The sequence below is a fragment of the Myceligenerans xiligouense genome (assembly GCF_003814695.1).
GTDB lineage: Bacteria > Actinomycetota > Actinomycetes > Actinomycetales > Cellulomonadaceae > Myceligenerans > Myceligenerans xiligouense.
Genome location: NZ_RKQZ01000001.1, coordinates 4,352,832 through 4,371,372 on the forward strand (window position 1 = coordinate 4,352,832; position 18,541 = coordinate 4,371,372).

Here is an 18,541-nt window from a genome sequence, read left to right on the forward strand (position 1 = left end):
CAGCTACTCCTTGTGTGGGGTTTGCTGGGTGATTTTCACCCATAATCACACTAGAGCCTGGACAAGTCCGTGCCCAGATAGCACTCAGGTCATACAGAGACTTTATGGAAGTACCACGACCGCCCGGGCGGGACCAGGGTCCGGCCACCGTGGTGGCCGGACCCCTCGCCGTCTCCCGGTGTCCCGCCGCCCGGGGGCGGCTCCGGAGGTCACCGGCGCTGCGTCAGTAGGTCAGCAGGGAGACCCCCGCTGCCGACAGCGCCTCGCCGACCGGCTGGAAGAACGTCTGGCCGCCCCAGGAGCAGTTGCCCGAGCCGCCGGACGTCATGCCCTGGGCCGAGCTGCCCGCGAGCAGCGAACCGCCCGAGTCGCCCGGCTCGGCGCACACGTTGGTCTGGATCAGGCCGTACACGGAGCCCTGCGCGTAGTTCACCGTGGCGTTCAGCGCCTGGATCGTGCCGCAGTGCCAGCCCGTCGTCGAACCGGAACGGCACACCGTGGAGCCGACCGGGGCCACCGAGTGGCCCGTCACGGCGTACGTGTTGCCGTCGTAGCCGTTGACGCCCGGGACCAGGTTGTTGCCCGAGCCCACGGCGACGTACCCGTAGTCGTTGCCCGGGAAGCTCGAGACCCGGAACTGACCCGAGGGCTGGGACGTGGTGGCACCCGTGCCGCCGCAGTGCCCCGCGGTGACGAACCCGCCGGTCACCGAGAAGCCCACGGAGCACCGTGAGCCGCTGCCGATGTAGTACGGGTTGCCACCCACGACGTCGATGAGCGGTCGCGGCTGCGCGTCCGTGGCGTCGAAGGTCACCGCGTCGGCCGGGATCCCGGCCTTCTCGACGAGCTCGGCCGCCTCGGCCCGCGCACCGTCGTGCACGCCGATCACGATGCTGTTGGACTCGACGTCCACGGAGTACGACGGCACGCCGTCGACACCCGCGAGCGCTTCGTCCAGGTCAGCGGTCCACGCGTCCAGCGCGTCGAGCGAGTGGTCGACGACGACGGCCTCGGCACCGGCCTTCTCGACCGCCGCCACGTCCGCGGGGTCGGTCACGGCGACCGTCAGGTCCGCGGAGTCCCCGACCCACGAGCCGGCGAAGGTCTCGTCGAGCGCCTCGGTGAGGTTCTCGGAGGCCTGGGTGGCCAGCGCCTCGGCCTCGAGGAGATCGACCGCGTCGTCGGTCCCCAGGCCCAGGTCGCGCTCGAGCGCGTCGAGCATGCCCGGCGCGTACTTCGACGCCGCGTCGGGGCTCGGCCCGGGAGCGGCCGTCGCGACGCCCGCGGTCCAGGCGCCCCCGACGACCGTCAGTGCGGCGGTAGCCGCGACGAGCGCGCGTGTGTGTGTTCGTCTCATCTCAAGTGACTCCTTGGATGGGGGATGGGTTAGATTTTTCACCCGCGCTCTCACCGTAGGGCGATTCAGGACAGAAGCACAGATAGCACCCAGGTCATACACAACCGGTATGTCCGCCGGGACGTCGGTCACCACCTCGCCCGGTTTCACCCGACGGTGACAGGATGCGCACCGTTCGGGCTTCCTGTACCGCCCCGCAATCCAGGTATCCTCGCGAGTCATGGCGACACGGCGTAAGCGCTCGCGCAGCGGTCGGCCCGGCGCACGCGCCGGCAGCCCGCCCACCAGTAATGCCCTGGAATGGGCCGAACGCCTCGCGAACGGCGAGGAGCCGCCCCAGCCGAGCGCCCTGGAATGGGCCGAGAGCCTCGCGAAGGACAGCGACCCCCAGGATCCCGCGGCATCGAACCCGTGGGGGACGTCGCCCGCGGAGTCCGAGTCGTCGCCCGCCCCCTTCTCCCCGTTCGGCCCCACGGGCACGGACTCCGGCTCGCGCGGCACCGACACCCCCGACACCCCCGCACCCTTCGGCGCCGCCGCACCCGCGGACCCGGGTACCGCGACGGACGACGACGGTGCGCCCGGCTGGGGGACCGTCCCGTCCGAACCTCCGGCCCGCCGCAGCCGCCGGACGCGCGGCAGCAAGGGAACGGACACCACGAGCCCAGGAACGGCCGCGGCCGACACGCCTCAGGAGCCCTCGGCCGTCGCCGACGGGCCGGCCGCCCCCACCCGGAGCCGCCGGTCGGCGCGCACCCAGGACGAGCCCGCCGGCGGCAGGACCAAGCGCCGGTCCGCGCCGGGCAGGGCCGGGCGCAGGCCCGACGCCGACGCGGCGGGCGGCGGTCCCGAGAAGCGCTCCGGTGGCTCCGGCTCGCGGCCCCGGGGCCGCGCTGCCACCGCCGGATCGGCGAAGCCGTCCGGCAGGACCGTGCGGCGCATCCTGACCAAGGGGCTGCCGAAGTCCGCCGACCGGCCCGCCGTGCTGATCGTGGCCGCGGTCGTGGCCGTCGCGCTGGGCCTCGGCGTCGGCTGGGCCACCAGCTTCTTCGACTCCGGGGAGAACCTCGCCGCCACACCCCAGCAGTGCGCGGCGGCGCAGACCGCCTGGACCAAGGCCGCCAACGCGCAGACCGGAATCTCCGAGGACGAGCCCGCCTCCGTCCGCTCCGGCTTCATCGAGGCGCGGGACGCGATGGCCGCGGTCGACGACGTACCGCCGGGGATCGCCGACGACTGGGAGTCCGCGCACGGGTTCTACACCACCGTCGCCGACGCGCTCGAGGCGAAGAAGGCCGGGGACGCCGAAGGGATCGCCGAGGCGGCGCAGATCGCCTCCACCAAGGTCGACACGGACGACATGATCGCGACCAGCAAGCGCATCACGCGGTACGTGAACGCGAACTGCGACGCCTGATCCGCGACGCGCCCTGACGTGCCGGAGCGTCACCCGATGTTCGGATGGCGCTCCAGCCACAGGCCGTACTGAGGGCTCCGCGCCACCGCGTCGCGATGGGCACGGAACGCGGCGTCCTCGATGAGTTCCGTGTCGAGCAGGCCGCGCGCGTCGCGGCGCCAGCCGAGGTAGTGGGTGCGGCGCAGCGGCGCCCCGGTGAGCGGTACCGCGCGGACCCCGGGCGGGTCCGGCTGCCCCGGCTCGACGAGCGCGACCGCACGGCCCGTCCGGACCTGGTCGACGGCGGTGGTCCAGTCGGCCTCTCCCACGGCGCTCGGAGCGAACCCCGCACGCACGCACGCCGACACGAAGCAGGAGGCCAGGCAGCTGTGGTCGGGCACGCTCAGCCACTGCTCCTCGGCGAGCTCGGCGAGGGTGACCTCCGGTTTGTCGGCGTACTCGTGCCCCTCGTGCAGCAGCACGAACAACGGGTCGGTACTCACCCGCGTCCAGGTCACCGATTCGGACGCCGGGGGCGGCGCGTCGGAGCACATGCCGGTCACGGCGACCTCGATCGTGCCGCACGCGAGGGCACCGCCGAGGTCGTCGCCCCGGGGCAGGACGGTAGTCACGTCGGCGCCGGGAAGTGCCGAGTGCAGCCGGTTGACGAACAGTCCGCCGAGCCCGCTGCCGGCGACGCCCACCCGGAGCGCGCCAGGATCACCATCCTGACTGTTGACCAGTCGTTGAACATCGTCGGTGAGGGTGGCCATGGCGGGCAGCAGGACGCGGGCATGGCGGAGTACCAGATCGCCGAGCTCGGTCGAGCGCGCGCCGTTGCGGTCACGTACGAAGACGCTCCCGCCCAAAGCACGGTCGATGCGGTTCAGCTGCGCCGTCAGAGCCGGCTGCGCGATGCCAAGGACAGCGGCGGCCTTGGTCACACTCCCGGACTCGGCAACGGCGACCACCATCCGCAGGTGGCGCAGGTCGAGTTCCACGTCAAGGAAAGTAATCGCCGGTCCGGGCCCCTGTCTTGTGGCTGGAGTCAATTGGCGGATGCCCGCCACCCACCGTTACACGCCGGAAACAGTCCCAACTCTGGGTGAAACCTGGTGCAACACATGACGATGTGTCCACCCAGGGGTCACCCAGCGTTGTTCGCAGCCGGGACAAGGAAGCCATCCAGGACAAGACCACGCACGGCGGGCAGCACCTCCGCACCGAGTTCACCTGCCGGGACCTCGAAGAGCGCCGCCAGCGCGCCGATAATCTGGCCGACCGTCAGTTCTCCGTCGCACGCCCCGACGAGCGCGGCCAGCGGCGACGACGCCTGCACGCCCCGGCCCAGGCCGTCGCCCTGCCGCAGGATCACGACGTTCGGATCGGCCGATCCAGGTGTCAGATACCTTTCCTCCGTGATGTCGGCGGCCACAACGAGGCGGGTTACCGCCATATCATCGTCGCTGTGGGTGGCGAGCCACGTATGTGCGGCGAGCACCGCGCCGAGATGAGCGCCGAGCGGCTGACGCACCGATCCGCTGTGTTCCTCCAGGCGACGCAGCCTTTTCCCGCCGCCACGGACGACGTCGCCCCCGGCCGGCGAACCGTCCGCACCGCCGTCGGGGCCAGGCCGCCGCAGCGTCACGATGCCGAATCCGACCGCCTCGACGTCACGGGACGCGAAGTCGTCCAGCCATGCCTCGTACGCGGCCGACCAGGACTCGGGCTCGCGGTCCGGGGTGGTGCCGCCGTCGCGGATCCACGTCTCCGCGTACTCGGCGGGGTCGAGTACCTCGCGCTGGATCACCCAGCCGTCCAGCCCGTACCGTTCGTGCGCCGCGTCGAGCCACGCGCCGACGCGTTCCTCCCACTCCTGGCCCCGGCGGTGCTCCCAGTTCACGAGCATCTGCGCGACCCCGCCCGGAGCCAGCACGCTGCCCACACCCGTGACCAGTTCGCGGACCAGATCGTCCCCCGCGCGGCCGCCGTCGCGGTACTCGTAGTCCCCGAGCGCTTCCCGTACGGCCACGCCGGCGGAACCGGAGTGCGGCGTGATGACGAACGGCGGGTTGGACACGACGAGGTCGAACTGCTCGTCTTCGACCGGGTCGAGCATGGACCCGCGCCTCAGGTCCAGCCGCCCGGCGTCACGCAGGTTGAGCGCCGCGTTGAACGCGGTGAAGGCGAGAGCACGGCGGGAGATGTCCGTGGCGACGACCTCTCCGGCGTGCCGGGCGGTGTGCAGGGCCTGGATGCCGCAGCCGGTGCCGAGATCCAGCGCGCGGGTGACGGGATCGCGGGTGGTGATCTGCGCGAGCGTGAGGGAGGCGCCGCCCGCGCCGAGCACGTGGTCGGCGGGGAGCCGGGACCCGGTGGCCACCTCGCCGAGGTCGGAGGCGAGCCACCAGCGCACGTCGCCCGACGCGTCGGTGGCGGCGTAGGGGCGCAGGTCGATGGCGGCGCGGACCTCGTCGTCGGGCCCCGAACCGGCGGACCGGACCAGGCCGAGGCGCTCCGCGCCGCCGGTACCGACGGCGGGCAGCGCGCGGTCGATCGCGGACCGCGGGACCACTCCGCCGAGCAGGAAGAGGGTCGCGAGCGTGGCGCGCGGGTCCTTGGTGACGAGCGGTTCCGCGACCCGGCGCGCGGGCACGGCCTGCTCGCGGTGCAAGGCCGCCGAAGCTACCGGGCCCAGCAGGTCCTCGACCCCGTCGACGTCGTATCCGCTGGTGTCGAGGTCACCATGGAGCGCGCGGACGAGCGCGGTGTCGACGTGCGGGGCGGGCGCGGTCATCGGGAGAGAGGCAGGCACGCTGCCATCCTCCCGCACCCGCCCCGATCTCGGGCGCCGGGCCCGGGACCGCGTCACTGCCCGCCGTAGCGTCCGGCGGGAACCGTGCGTGAACGACGATCGGTCCTTCGGTGGTGACCGGCAGCTCGAGCTGCCGGTCACCACCGAAGGACCGATCAAGGAACCCGGCCGGTCATCCCGCGACCGGCCACGCGCGCACCGGCGGTCAGACCACCGCGGACGCCTTCTCCTCGCTCTCCTCCGAGGCGACGTTCTCCCGGTTCGCACGGATCTTCGACCAGGCCACCGCGCCGAGCGCGATACCCGCCGCGACCAGCGCGATGGCGATGCGCAGCCCGTGGTTGGCGTCCGCCGGGACGGACAGCGCCACCACCGCGGGCGCGATCAGGAGGGCCACCAGGTTCATGACCTTGATGAGCGGGTTGATCGCCGGGCCCGCGGTGTCCTTGAACGGGTCGCCGACGGTGTCGCCGATGATGGTCGCCTCGTGCGCCTCGGAGCCCTTGCCGCCGTAGTGGCCGTCCTCGACGATCTTCTTCGCGTTGTCCCAGGCGCCACCCGAGTTCGCCAGGAAGATCGCCATGAGCACACCCGCGCCGATCGCGCCGCCCAGGAAGCCGGCCAGCGGCCCGACGCCGAGGCCGAAGCCGACGGCGATCGGTGCGAAGGCCGCGAGCAGGCCCGGCGTGGCGAGCTCGCGCAGCGAGTCCTTGGTGCAGATGTCGACCACGCGGCCGTACTCCGGGCGCTCGTCGAACGTCATGATGCCCGGGTGCTCCCGGAACTGGCGCCGCACCTCGAACACGATCGCCCCGGCCGCGCGGGTCACGGCGTCGATCGCCAGGCCCGAGAACAGGAACACGGTCGCACCACCCAGGATCACGCCCACGAGGGTGACAGGGCTGATGATCTCGTAGTCCAGCATGGACAGGACGAGGCCACTGCCCCGCTCCTCCACCTCGCTCAGCGCGTGGGTGACCGCCTCCGCGTACGAGCCGAACAGCGCGGTCGCCGCCAGCACCGCCGTCGCGATGGCGATGCCCTTCGTGATGGCCTTGGTGGTGTTCCCGACGGCGTCCAGGTCGGTGAGGATCTGCGCGCCCTCCTCGTCCACCTCGCCGGACATCTCCGCGATCCCCTGCGCGTTGTCGCTGACCGGACCGAACGTGTCCATCGCGACGATGACACCCACGGTGGTGAGCAGACCACAGCCCGCCAGCGCCACGAGGAACAGCGCGAGCCACACCGACCCGCCGGCCAGCAGGAACACCGCGCAGATCGCGGCGGCGATCGTGCCGGCCGTGAACACGGCCGACTCGAAGCCCACGCCGATGCCCGCGAGCACCACGGTCGCCGCGCCGGTGCGCGAGGTCGCCGCCACGTGCGCGGTCGGCTTCTTGTTCGTGTCGGTGAAGTACCCGGTGATCCAGAGGATGACGCCCGCCAGGACCACGCCCACCAGGACGGCGACGGCCGCCACGACGCGCGGGTCGAGCGCGCTGACGTCGCCGAGCTCGGCGGTTCCGTTGAGCTGGTCGAAGGAACCCGGCAGGTACACGAACGCCGCGACCCCGGCCAGCACCGCACCCGCGAGCGCGGAGACGTAGAAGCCCCGGTTGATCGCCGTGAGCCCGCTCTCCGAGCCGCGCACGCGGGTGATGAACACGCCCAGGAGCGCGACGAACGCGCCGATCGCGGTGACGATCAGCGGGAAGACGAGGCCCTGCTCGCCCATCGCGGCCTTGCCCAGGATGAGGGCGGCCACCAGCGTCACGGCGTAGGACTCGAACAGGTCGGCCGCCATGCCGGCGCAGTCACCGACGTTGTCCCCCACGTTGTCGGCGATCGTGGCGGCGTTCCGCGGGTCGTCCTCCGGAATGCCCTGCTCGACCTTGCCGACCAGGTCGGCGCCGACGTCGGCCGCCTTGGTGAAGATCCCGCCGCCGACGCGCATGAACATCGCGAGGAGCGCCGCGCCGAACCCGAAGCCCTCCAGGACGCCGGGCGCCTCCTCGCGGTAGATGATCACGACGAGCGCGGCGCCGAGGAGGCCGAGACCCACCACCGACATGCCGACGACGCCGCCGGTGCGGAACGCGATCCGGGCGCCCTCCGCGCGTCCGCCGGGGCGCGTCGCCGCGGCGGCGACGCGCACGTTCGCTCGCACCGCCAGCCACATGCCGAGGTAGCCGATCGCCGCGGAGAAGCCCGCGCCGAACAGGAACGCGACGGACCGGCCGACCCGGATCCCGGTGTCACCGGGAAGCAGGAACAGCAGCGCGACCACGACCACCGCGAACAGGGCGAGCGTGCGGAACTGCCGGCTGAGATAGGCCGAGGCACCCTCCTGCACCGCCTGAGCGATGTCCTGCATCTTCGGGGTGCCCTCAGGAGCGGCGAGCACTTGTCTGCGCAGCACGAACGCGCAGGCGAGTGCGCCTACGGCGATGAGGGCGATCACCGCGACCACGGTGATGCTGGTGGAGCCGAGTGTGAGCATCCGTCCTCCTCGACGGGGATTTCATGAACAGGTCATGACCCTTGATAGGTAGGGAACGTCCCGCCGGCAACGTTGGCGGCGGGAATGGGGCGAGTGTACCCGCATGTGACACCGGTCACTAGCGGGAGGGATCCACCGCCGTGAGCAGCCGGCCGACATCGGTCAGGTCCGGGAGGACGGCGTCGGCCCCGGCCTCGCGCAGCGCCGCCGACGACGTGCGGCCGGCCGCCACCCCCACGACGCGCGCCCCGCCCTCGACGCCGGTCCGCACGTCCTCGAGGGAGTCACCGACGATCACGGTGTTCTCCCGCGTGAAGCGCGCACCATAGCGCTCCGCCGCACGGTTCTGGGCGATCCTGACGAGCGCGGGGCGGTGCTCGTCGTCGGACGCGTACGCACCCGCGTCGGGGTCGACGTACCCGTCGAGCCCGAACACCCGCAGCTTGAGGCGGGCGTTCAGCTCGAGGTTCCCGGTGACGACGGTCGGCGCGAACCGGCCGTCCGCCGCGACGGCGGTGACGGCTGCCCTCGCTCCCGGCATGAGGACACCGTCACGCCGCATGTCGTCCTCGTGCGCGGCCAGCCGCTCCGGCACCACCTTCAGCATCCGGGGCAGCAGGTGCTCGACGTCGCCCTCGGACACGCCGTTGTCCAGCAGCAGCCCACGGACGGCGCGCGGCATGGTCATTCCCGTGCCGCGCGCCGGGAAGCGCCTCGCGGGGCGTCCGACGACCTCCTCGAACGCCTCGCGATACGCCGTGCGGTCCACCTCACCCACATAGATCAGGGTTCGGTCGATGTCCCACAGCAGCAGGATGGTGCCGTGTTCCCCGCGTGCCGTGGAACGGGAGCTCATCTCACCTCACTGCGCCAGCAGGGCGATCCGCTCGGTGAGGTTGCGCGCCCCCGCGTGCGAGCGACCGCGCGTGGTCCGGCGAGCGGCGGTCCGCACGTCACCGGCCACGTCGGTGAGGTGCTTGCGCAGCCGTGCCGACTGCACGCGCTCGGCCAGTGTCACCACCTCGCCGCCCGTGGCGCAGGCCGCGTCGAGGTCGCCCGCCCGGGCATACGCCTGAGCGGCCCGGGACAGGATCAGCCCCCGGGTACGCTGCTCGGTCGGGTTCAGGCCCTCGGCCGCCCGCCCGAACGACTGCACCGCCGCGGCGGTGTCGCCCATGGCCAGGCTCGCCGACGCCGTCTGCCCGTGGATCTCCCCCTCGTTCATCCAGTAGATCCAGTGCGGGTCGTCCTTGCCCGGGCCCTTCACGCAGAGCTCGGCCGCGGTACCGAGCGCGCGGCGAACGGCCTCGCGCTCGCCGAGCAGCGCGTGCCCTCGGGCCTGCCGCGTGAGCAGCACGGCCTCCAGGTGGGGCACGTCGAAGCCGCGGACCTGCTGCCGGCCGGCCTGGGCGGCGACGATCGCGTCCCGCGGCCGGTCGTTGGCGTAGGCGTGAATAGCCAGGTAGGACAGGGCACCCGCACCGAGGCGGGCATCCTGCGCCGTGTGTGCCGCCCGGAGCGAACCGAGCAGGTAGGCCTGCGCCGCCGAGTGCCGGTCGGCGTCGAACGCGTACCACCCGGCCTGCGCCGCCGTGTCCGCGGCGACACCCGCGAGACGGCGCCCGACCGACTCGTCGAAGTTCCCGTGCTCCAGTGCCCGCAGCACGAGAGCGAGGTGGGCGCGCGCCATGTCCGCGACACTACCGCTGCCGGCACCGGCGTCCATCATCCGCAGCTGGTCGGTGGTCCCCTGGAGGTGATCGCACATCTGCTGCGTCACCCGCGCCCCGCCGACGGTCCGCCGCAGCAGCTCCGTCTCCTCCGTTCCCCAGTGGTGCACGTAGGCCGCGAGCGTCAGGCCGCTGAGCACCGCCGCGTTGCCGGGGTTCGGCTCGGCGTACTGCAGGGCCGTGCCCGGCTCCGCGACCGAGACGTCGGTCCGGAGCGCCGCGCGCAGCGCGAGCGTCAGGCGGTCGTTGGTCCACGGCTCGACCGGGTCCAGCATCGGGTCGGTCAGGCTCGGCACGACGTCGTTGTCGGCCGTGCCTTCCTGCTTCGCGGCGACCTTGCGGGCCGCGTCGACCTTCCTCCTGCTCACGGCCGCCGCGGAGCCCGTGGCGGGCCTGGCTCCGGCAGCGGTCCGGCCGTTCGCGGACCGGTCGGCGTCGGCGGCGACGTCGCCGCGCGAAGCCCCCGGCAGCGGCAGGCGCACCAGGTCCACCGGGGTACCCAGCCCCGAGAGGAACTGCACCACGCGGGCGACGTCGGTCAGCTTCCGGTCACCGCACTCGAGCATGGACAGGTAGGACTGGCTCAGCCCCGTCAGGGCGGCGACGTCCTCCTGGCGCAGCGGGACGAGCTGGCGAACCATCCGGCTCACCTGGCCGAAGTCCCAGTCCTCGAGCGCGGAACGCACCCCTGCGTCGTCCCAGACGTGCCCCGGGACGGTCGGAAGCTCGACCACCGGGACGCGTTCGGTCCGCCGGCACGCGGCGCACTGCTCCTCCGAGTTGTATCGGCTCAACACGCAACCGCATCGAGCGCACGTTCGTGACTTTCTGCTACCGGGCATTTCGCCAGCCTCCCCCTGTTGGCAACCCATGACGTTGTCGTTGTATGACCGACTTTCCCAGATGATTCGTCAAATCGCTCATCGACTGGGCAGATTACTTCCGTGATATCACCGTGAAGGGGTGCGTGCATGACGAACAGGCCAAGAATTCACCCGCTCACGGGAAGACATTCCGACCCGTCGCCGCAGGCCAGCGGGCCGAGCCGCTCGCACGGTACCGGAAAGGGCGGAAACCGCGCAGGCGGCAGGGGGCAACGGCGGCGTCAGCCCGCCAGGACCGCCGTCATGGCCCGGGACAGGTACCACGGGTCGACCACGGCGGTCATCTCGCGAGCCGAGTGCATCGACAGGAGGGCCACGCCGACGTCGACGGTGCGGATGCCGAGCCGCGTCGCGCTGATCGGACCGATGGTCGACCCGCACGGGACGTCGTTGTGCGACACGAACTCCTGGCTCGGCACACCGGCCGCCACGCACGCGGCGTTCCAGGCTGCCGCACCGTGCGCGTCGGTCGCGTAACGCTGGTTGGCGTTGATCTTCAGGATCGGTCCGCCGCCCGCGACCGGACGGTTCGCCGGATCGTGCCGCTCCGGGTAGTTGGGGTGCACCGCGTGCCCGACGTCGGACGACACGTGGAGCGACGCCGCGAACGACCGCGCGCGGTCCTCCGCCGACGCGCCGAGAGCGGCGTGGATCCGGCCCAGCACGTCCTCCAGGAACGGGCCGGCCGCGCCCGACCGCGACGCGGAGCCGATCTCCTCGTGGTCGAAGGCGGCGAGCACGGCGATCCGGTCGTGCCCGGCGGCGGCGCCGGCGGACGACGCCGCACCCTGCCTCCCCTTCTTCCCGCCGTTGACACGGGCGAGCAGCGCGGTCAGCGCGGCATGGGTGGACAGCAGGTTGTCCAGGCGGCCCGAGGCGAACATCGACTGCCCCGCGCCGAAGGTGCGCGGCGGCTGGGTGTCCGCGACCACGATGTCGTAACCCGCGATCGTGGCCGGGTCCACCGCCTGCGGCGCGAGCTCCGCGACCACGTCCGCGCCCGACAGGTCGCCCAGCCCCCAGACCGGCTGGGTGTGGCGCTGCGCCTGGAGCTTGAGCCCGTCGTCGTTCACCCCGCGGTCGAGGTGGATCGCGAGCTGCGGGATCCTGAGCAGCGGCCCCGTGCGGACGAGATGCTCGGTGCCCTCGGTCGTCACCACCCTGCCCGCGAGCTCGAGCTCGCGGTCGAGCCACGAGTTGAGCAACGGCCCGCCGTACACCTCGACGCCGGCCTGCCACCAGCCGTGCGCGCCCGTGGTCGGCTTGGGCTTGAGCTTGAAGCCCGGGGAGTCGGTGTGGGCGCCGAGAATCGTGAAGGGTGCCTCGGGGCCGGCGTCGGCCGGGATCGCGAACGCGATCACGGAACCGTCGCGGACCACGACGTACCGGCCGCCCGGCACCACCTGCCAGGCGTCGCTCTCGTCCAGCGCCACGAAGCCCGCGACCCGGGCGCGGCGCATGACCTCGGCGGCCGCGTGGTACGACGACGGTGACGCGGCCACGAACGCGCCGAGGTCCTCGACGTGCTGCTTGGCTGCCTTCGGTGCGGGCTGGCGCGGCGGGATCGAGGGCGGCAGGGGCGGGTTCGAATTCTGAGGACTCACGCGCACATTATCCGCATCGGAAGGTGCGCCAGGTGCCGTCGGGCTCGATCGACAGGTGCCAGCCCCGGTACGTGCCGCCGGTCGCCGTTCACTCCGTGGCGACCCGTCCGTCCGGCAGGACCTCGACCGCCATCGGCTCGCCCGTCACGTAGTCCGCGGCGCCGGCCGTGATGTCGGTCCACAGGACCGGGACCACCTGGTACTCACCCGCCGCGAGCACCTGCTCGTACACGACGGGCTCGTCCGACGCCGCGTCCTCGGCGCCCTCCGGAGGATCGCAGGCGTTGACGGTGTCGAGCCGGATGTCGGTCCGGGCCAGTCCCGACGCGTCGTACGTCACCTGCGGCGGCTCCGGGTCGAAGTACCGGCTCAGGCTGACGATCCTGCCGTCCCGGATCCACACGGCGGCGGGCTCGAGGTCGAGGGCGTCCCCGCCGGACCTCGAGAGCGCCGGGAGTTCCAGCCCGACGTACGCGGTCGCGGCGTCGCCCTCTCCGGCGGCGTACGGAGGTCCCTCGAACACGACCCGCGCGGCGCCGGCCGCCCGGCCGATCGACTCCGCGCCGGCGCCGCAGTACAGGCCGGTGTTCTCGTAGATCTCGGCGGGCAGGTACCCGTTCAGGACCGTGTCCTCGGCGACCGGGCCCGGCTCCACCGTGCTGTCCGACGGCGAGGGGTTCGCGGGGAGCAGGGCCTCGTCGTCGAACATCGACAACTGCGCGGCACCCACCGCGAGCCCGCCGGTGACGGCGAGCGCCGTCACCCCGATCCCGCCGATCTTGGTGGCGCGGCGCCGGTGGACGCGATCGCGGACGACGCCGAACTGCAGGTGCATCTCCTTCGCCTCGCCTCCGGGCATCGCGTCCGCCGCGCCCCGCAGTGCGCCGGAAAGGAAGTCCGCGTCGTCGCGTTCGGGCAGGTTGCTGTTCATCGGGCGGCCCTCCCTTCGGCCGGGTGGAGATCGTCGGGGCGGAGCAGGTCCCGCAGGTGGTCGGTGGCGTCGGACAGGTACCGCTTCACCGTCCCCTGCGCGGTGCCGAGGGCGTCGGCGATCTGCGGGACGGTGAGGTCGTCGAAGTAGCGCAGCACCACGCAGGCTCGCTGCCGCGGCCCGAGCCTGGCGAGCGCCGACATGACGTCGACCCGGGCGGTGGCGGCGGCGTCGGCCCCGCGGCCGGCACCGTCGTCGGCGAGGAGGTGCTTGATGTCGTACCAGCGCTGCCGCTTGCGGTAGCCGTCCAGGTAGAGGGTGAGGATCGCGCGCCGCACGTAGCCCTCGGCGTTCTCGAGCGGCGAGCCGTCCAGCGTGTGCACGCGCGTTCCCTTCGTACTCCCGGCCGGGCGGCGGGCGCGGCCGGCCGGCCCGCGCAGCCGCGAGAAGACCTTGACGAGTGCGTCCTGCACCAGGTCCTCCGCGAGCGCGCGGTCGCCGGAGAGCATGTAGGCATAGCGGACCAGCGCGTTGCCGCGCGTGGCCATCAGCTCGCCGAGCTCGTCCTCCCACGCCACGATGCGTCACCTCCGTGGTTCCTCCGGCCCGTCCGGCCGGACACATTGATCATGACGCGCGGGGGCCGGGGATCGTTGTCCCGGCGTTCGGAGGTGGGTGGTGCGGGGTGGCGCGGAGACGAGGTGACCGACGCCGGATTCGCCCTTCACACCCATGCGCGGTCCGTGCGGGGTGGCACTGTGATGATCCCTGGAAAGCCAGTGAACAGGGGAGGATGCTCGTGCACGTGCGATTTCTCGGGAAGGATCCCGCTTCGGAACAGGACGGTTCCCCGACGCTCTTCGCGACGGACCGTACCGACCGGGCGACGTACATCGTCCAGGGCTGGAAGGTGAGAGATGCCCAGGTGCGCCAGGAGGTGGGCGACGTACCGGAGCATGAGGACATCATTGAGGTACCAGAAGAGGTGCTGGTGATGTGGGCGAGAAGATACCAGCGGGTCGCCAGCCTTTAGTGTGGTTCATCCCCTGCTCGGGCATCGGATACCTTGTCTTCGGTAATGTCATTTCTTGCCGGATAGAAGAGAGATGCCCGTGCCGCGCACCACCGCGCTGAGCCCTCGCATCCGCGAGGGACGCACCGCATTGGGTGCACGTCTGCGCGACCTCCGGCGAGCTGCTGGGATGACCGGGCAGCAGCTCGCCGAGTCCCTGGCGTGGGCGCGGTCGAAGGTCTCCAAGATCGAGAACGCGCACCAGCCGCCGACGGATGACGACGTCCGTGCGTGGTGCGTGGCCACGAACAGCGCCGACCAGGTCGAGTCACTCCTGGCGGAACTGCACACGCTCCAGACGCGCCATCAGGAATGGGAACGCGTGCTGCGCGGCGGCATGGCGTCGACGCAGAACGCGGTCGCGCGGCGCGAGGAGGAGACACGCCTCTTCCGCGGGTACGAGTCGGGCATCGTGCCCGGCCTGCTGCAGACGCCCGAGTACGCGGGCGCGATCCTGGAGCGGGTGAGCAGGGCCTGGGGGAGGACGGATCTGGCGGAGGCCGTCGCGGCACGGATGCGCCGGCAGGATGTGCTGCGCAACCCGTCGAAGCAGTTCCGGATCGTCGTCACCGAGGCGGTCCTGCTCTACAACCTCTGCCCTCCGGACGCGATGCTCGGCCAGATCGACCGGCTCCGCGAGGCCACGAAGCTGCCGAACGTCCGCTTCGGCATCATCCCGTTCGACCAGCCGCTGATCGTGACGCCGAAGCACCCCTTCGGGATCTACGACGACCGGCAGGTCGTCGTCGAGACGGTCTCCGCGCTCCTGCAGCTCACCCAGGCCGCCGAGATCGAGGCGTACGCCACCGCCTTCGAGGCGCTGGAGAGCGCCGCCGTGCACGGCGAGCGAGCGCGTGCGGTACTGCGCCGGGCCGCACAGCAGGTCGCCGCCCGGCGAACCGACGAGAAACATTGAGAAAGTTCCGTGCGCCACGCCGCCGGCGAAACTAGCATCCACAGGCATGCGCTCGGTCTGCACGCAGGTCAACACCGGTGACACGCACTCCGTGGTGCGCATCCCGGCCGTCCGCCTCGCCCCGCGGCACCACTTCGTGTGCCGATGGCCGCGCGGTGGTACCCCATGACTCCGCAGGGCCACCGGGACGACGACACGGCCCCTCCGCACGCCGACGGCGCGGCCGGCGACATCCCGCCGGGAGAGCGGTCGTTCCGGGGTGAGCACGCCGCGTGCATGATGTGCGGCAAGGCGACGGTGCTGACGTGGGTCGAGGAGACCCGCCGCTACCACTGGATCGCACAGGGCGAGCCCGCCGACCGGAAACCGCGATGCGACGGTGACACGGGCTGGTGGATCGGCCGGCCGAAGCTGACCGCCCACGTTCCGAGGTCACGGCGGTGGGACTACGCCGAGGAGGAGCTGACCGACGTCTCGCGGTTCGGCGACAGGTAGGCGCCGGACCCGCCGGGACACGGGGAGGTCACCCGGCCGGGAGCAGCACTCCGTCCTCGGTGAGCGTGATCGTCACGGCGGCGCTCCACGACGACGGGTCCTCGACGGCGCGGTCCACGGCACCCGCATCCGACACGCCCGTCGGGACGAGGTACTGGTACGCGCGCACCTCGTAGGTGCCGGCCGGCAGCTCGGGCGGCTCCGCCGTCGGCCCGCTCACCTCCTCGTCCGAACCGTCGTGGCCCAGGCAGGCGGACCGGGTGGACGGCGTGTCGTACTGGGTGAAGTCCTCGACGCCCACGGTCGCGTCCTGCACGGCGTCGACCGGGAGCGACACGACCCGGCCGTCCTGGGTCCAGACGTAGGAGAGAGGGCCCGCCAGCACGTCGTCCGGCAACGACCTCGCGACGCGGGTGACGGCCAGCGTGTTCCGCCGCACGTCGGTGATGCGCAGACCGTATGCGTCGGGGGAGGCGTCGGCGTCCACCGGCGCGGCGTCGGCGGGACCCTCGCCCGCGCCGGGGAGGAACCGCGCCGGCAGGCGGTCGCCGCAGGCGATCGGGCTGCCCTCCCAGCCGGGCGGCTGGAATCCGAGCATCAGATCGGCCTCGCCGTGCGCGCCCAGCCCGAGCACCTCGGGAGCGGTGGTGAACCCCGCGACACCTGGCGCGTAACCCAGGTCGTGGGGCGGGTCGTACAGCGCGCCGGTGGCCACGAGCGTCACCGCGGCCACGGACATCATCCCGGCCCCGGCGGCCTTGGCCACCCTGCGGGTGCGGACCCGGCCGCGCACCGCCGCATAGGCGTCCTCATGGGGCGGTGCCATCGCTGCGCCCCTCCGGGACATCTCCTCGAGTGCGGCGGCAAGACCGGCCCCCGCCCCCGGATGCTCTCCTTCGGGCGGGTGGTCTGCGTTGGTCACAGGCTTCCTCCCGGCTGCACGTCCATGACGTTCTGAAGCGCTGACATGGCGTCCGACAAGTGGCGCTTCACAGTACCCTGCGCGATGCCCAGGGTGGTCGAGATCTGCGGCACCGTCATGTCCTCGAAGTGCCGCAGCACCACCACCGCACGCTGCCTCGGCGAGAGCCGCCCCAGCGCCGCCTCGATGTCCGCCTTGGCGGCCGCCGCGTGCTCCGGGCTGCGCGCGCGGCCGTCGTCGGCGAGGAGGTGCTGGATGCCGAACCACCGGGAGCGCCGACGGAAGCCGTCGACGTAGATGTTGGTCATCGCGCGCTTCACGTAGCGCTCGATGCCCATCGCCGGGTCGAATCCGGTGCCGTGCGCGTCGTCGGCGAACGGGTGACCGTCCGCGTCGGCCACGCGCGGCACGGCGGGCCGCCGGAACCGGGAGAAGGTACGGACCAGCGCCTCCTGGACCAGGTCCTCGGCCTGGTGCCGGTCACCGCACAGCAGGTAGGCATAGCCGTTCAGAGCGGCCCCTCGATGCATCATGAGGTCGGCCAGCTCCTTGTCCCACTGTGGCACCGGGGCCTCCTGAGGGTTCTCATGTCAGGTCGTCACGAACGAGCACCCCCGATGGTTGGGGGTAACCGAGAGATTCTTCCGCATTGCGCGTGTCGCCCGCGAAATCAATCTCACCTGACTCAGAGCTTCCCCCCAGCGTCCTGATACAGCCCACAAGTGAAGAAAATGTGAAGACACTCGCCCTGCCCCAACGGTTCCGGGGCGTCGGCCCGTCGCCGCTCCGGCGACCGGGTACGTCAGGCCAGTTCGATGCGGTAGCCGCGCTTCACGACGGTCCGGATCAGGTTCCTGCCCGCCGTCTCGCGCAGGCGGGCGATGGCCACCTCGGCCGCGTGCGGGTCCGTGGACACGCCCGGCAGCGCGGTCAGCACCTGGTCCCGGGACACGACGTCGCCCCCGGCGGCGGCGAGCAGCCGCAGCACCTCGACCCCCGTCGGCGACAGCGGCAGGACGTGCCCGTCCAGCACCGCCACGCGCGCCCGGATCTGCAGCGGTCCCGCGACCGTCGCCAGGGCCACCGACTCGATCTGCTCGTAATGCCCCACCAGCGTCCGCACCAGGGCGCCCAGGCGCCCCCGCTCGGGCTGCAGCGTCCGCACGCCGCGGTCCTCGAGCGGCTTCGCGGTGATCGGCCCGACCGCGGCCATGACCAGCAGGTCCGCCTCGACGCGTTCCCGCACGGCGGACAGCACGCCCGCGTCCTCGACGGCCCGTATCCACGCCTCCGAGCCCGGCGCCGAGGTGAACACGACGGCGTCGATCTCCCCCACGGCGGCCGCGTCCGCCGAGGCGAGGACCGCGTCCGGATCCGGCGCCGGGCCCCAGCGATACACGATGAGGCTCGCGACCTGCGCCCCGGCCTTCTCGAACACGTCGTCCAGCCCGTCGGCGCCCGCGCCGTGGTGCTGGATCGCGATCCGCAGCCCGGACACGCCCTCGCTCAGCAGCACCTCCGCCACCTCGGCGGAGGTCTCCGACTCCGCGACCCAGTCGGCGTGCAGCCCGGAGGCCTGGATCGCGCCGCGCGCCTTCGGCCCGCGGGCCACGATCCGCACACCGCTGAGCATCTCCGTGAGCGGCTCGGCCAGCCCGTGCGCGTCGGCCGCCTCGAACCAGGCGCGGAACCCGATCCCGGTGGTGACCACCACGACGTCCGGCGGATCGGCGATGATCGCGCGCGTCGCGGCGAGCAGCGTCTGGTCGTCGATGTGCGGGATCATGCTCAGCGCGGGCGCGTGGCGGATCTCGGCGCCGCGGCGCTCCAGCGCCGCAGCGAGCTCGGAGGCCCGGCGCTCGGCCGTGACGAGCACCGTGCACCCCGCCATGACCTGCCCCAGGGCAGGGCGGGGTGTG

16 protein-coding genes are annotated in these 18,541 nt (G+C 72.3%); 4 read left to right on the forward strand and 12 right to left on the reverse strand.

Going from position 1 to position 18,541, the window contains the following annotated elements; genetic code table 11:
• Window positions 1-223: 223 nt before the first annotated feature.
• Window positions 224-1,357: a S1 family peptidase gene (locus tag EDD34_RS18960; RefSeq protein ID WP_123815951.1), complete on the reverse strand. Its 1,134-nt coding sequence runs from the start codon at window positions 1,355-1,357 to the stop codon at window positions 224-226.
• Window positions 1,358-1,577: 220 nt separating this feature from the next.
• Here EDD34_RS18960 and EDD34_RS18965 point away from each other — a divergent pair, with 220 nt between their 5' ends.
• Window positions 1,578-2,774 carry a hypothetical protein gene (locus tag EDD34_RS18965; protein WP_123815952.1) on the forward strand — a complete coding sequence of 399 codons (1,197 nt, stop codon included), beginning with the start codon at window positions 1,578-1,580 and terminating at the stop codon, window positions 2,772-2,774.
• Window positions 2,775-2,803: 29 nt separating this feature from the next.
• Here EDD34_RS18965 and EDD34_RS18970 read toward each other — a convergent pair whose 3' ends face one another.
• The 8 genes from EDD34_RS18970 to EDD34_RS19005 all read right to left on the reverse strand — a co-directional run bounded on the left by EDD34_RS18970 (window position 2,804) and on the right by EDD34_RS19005 (window position 13,795).
• Complete coding sequence (locus tag EDD34_RS18970; RefSeq protein ID WP_246012568.1) at window positions 2,804-3,754, reverse strand: LysR family transcriptional regulator; 951 nt, start codon at window positions 3,752-3,754, stop codon at window positions 2,804-2,806.
• A gap of 146 nt (window positions 3,755-3,900) precedes the next feature.
• Window positions 3,901-5,550 carry a DUF7059 domain-containing protein gene (locus EDD34_RS18975; RefSeq protein WP_123816666.1) on the reverse strand — a complete coding sequence of 550 codons (1,650 nt, stop codon included), beginning with the start codon at window positions 5,548-5,550 and terminating at the stop codon, window positions 3,901-3,903.
• 223 nt (window positions 5,551-5,773) lie between these two features.
• Complete coding sequence (locus tag EDD34_RS18980) at window positions 5,774-8,068, reverse strand: sodium-translocating pyrophosphatase (protein WP_123815953.1); 2,295 nt, start codon at window positions 8,066-8,068, stop codon at window positions 5,774-5,776.
• A 118-nt stretch (window positions 8,069-8,186) separates the two neighbouring features.
• Window positions 8,187-8,924 (reverse strand): HAD family hydrolase, encoded by a 738-nt coding sequence (locus tag EDD34_RS18985; protein WP_123815954.1) that lies wholly within the window; start codon window positions 8,922-8,924, stop codon window positions 8,187-8,189.
• Between the two features lie 6 nt (window positions 8,925-8,930).
• A complete protein-coding gene (locus EDD34_RS18990; RefSeq protein ID WP_123815955.1) occupies window positions 8,931-10,532 on the reverse strand; it encodes a helix-turn-helix domain-containing protein in 1,602 nt (533 codons plus the stop codon).
• A 371-nt stretch (window positions 10,533-10,903) separates the two neighbouring features.
• Window positions 10,904-12,286, reverse strand: coding sequence for a M18 family aminopeptidase (locus EDD34_RS18995; RefSeq protein ID WP_425462367.1), 1,383 nt, complete (start codon window positions 12,284-12,286; stop codon window positions 10,904-10,906).
• A gap of 88 nt (window positions 12,287-12,374) precedes the next feature.
• Window positions 12,375-13,217, reverse strand: a complete 843-nt coding sequence (locus EDD34_RS19000; protein WP_123815956.1) for a hypothetical protein — start codon at window positions 13,215-13,217, stop codon at window positions 12,375-12,377.
• Window positions 13,214-13,795 (reverse strand): sigma-70 family RNA polymerase sigma factor, encoded by a 582-nt coding sequence (locus tag EDD34_RS19005; RefSeq protein WP_342774855.1) that lies wholly within the window; start codon window positions 13,793-13,795, stop codon window positions 13,214-13,216. The genes EDD34_RS19000 and EDD34_RS19005 overlap by 4 nt, the downstream gene beginning before the upstream one ends.
• 227 nt (window positions 13,796-14,022) lie before the next feature.
• On the opposite strand from EDD34_RS19005, the gene EDD34_RS19010 reads away from it, so the two are divergent.
• The 3 genes from EDD34_RS19010 (at window position 14,023) to EDD34_RS19020 (ending at window position 15,700) form a co-directional block, all read left to right on the forward strand.
• A complete protein-coding gene (locus tag EDD34_RS19010) occupies window positions 14,023-14,250 on the forward strand; it encodes a hypothetical protein (RefSeq protein WP_246012569.1) in 228 nt (75 codons plus the stop codon).
• A gap of 79 nt (window positions 14,251-14,329) precedes the next feature.
• Window positions 14,330-15,205: a helix-turn-helix domain-containing protein gene (locus EDD34_RS19015; protein ID WP_123815959.1), complete on the forward strand. Its 876-nt coding sequence runs from the start codon at window positions 14,330-14,332 to the stop codon at window positions 15,203-15,205.
• A gap of 165 nt (window positions 15,206-15,370) precedes the next feature.
• Window positions 15,371-15,700: a hypothetical protein gene (locus EDD34_RS19020; protein ID WP_123815960.1), complete on the forward strand. Its 330-nt coding sequence runs from the start codon at window positions 15,371-15,373 to the stop codon at window positions 15,698-15,700.
• A gap of 28 nt (window positions 15,701-15,728) precedes the next feature.
• On the opposite strand, the gene EDD34_RS19025 is transcribed toward EDD34_RS19020, so the two are convergent.
• The 3 genes from EDD34_RS19025 to EDD34_RS19035 all read right to left on the reverse strand — a co-directional run bounded on the left by EDD34_RS19025 (window position 15,729) and on the right by EDD34_RS19035 (window position 18,513).
• A complete protein-coding gene (locus EDD34_RS19025; RefSeq protein ID WP_123815961.1) occupies window positions 15,729-16,526 on the reverse strand; it encodes a hypothetical protein in 798 nt (265 codons plus the stop codon).
• A 92-nt stretch (window positions 16,527-16,618) separates the two neighbouring features.
• Window positions 16,619-17,188: a sigma-70 family RNA polymerase sigma factor gene (locus EDD34_RS19030; RefSeq protein WP_123815962.1), complete on the reverse strand. Its 570-nt coding sequence runs from the start codon at window positions 17,186-17,188 to the stop codon at window positions 16,619-16,621.
• 236 nt (window positions 17,189-17,424) lie between these two features.
• Window positions 17,425-18,513: a uroporphyrinogen-III synthase gene (locus EDD34_RS19035; RefSeq protein ID WP_123816669.1), complete on the reverse strand. Its 1,089-nt coding sequence runs from the start codon at window positions 18,511-18,513 to the stop codon at window positions 17,425-17,427.
• Window positions 18,514-18,541: the final 28 nt, after the last annotated feature.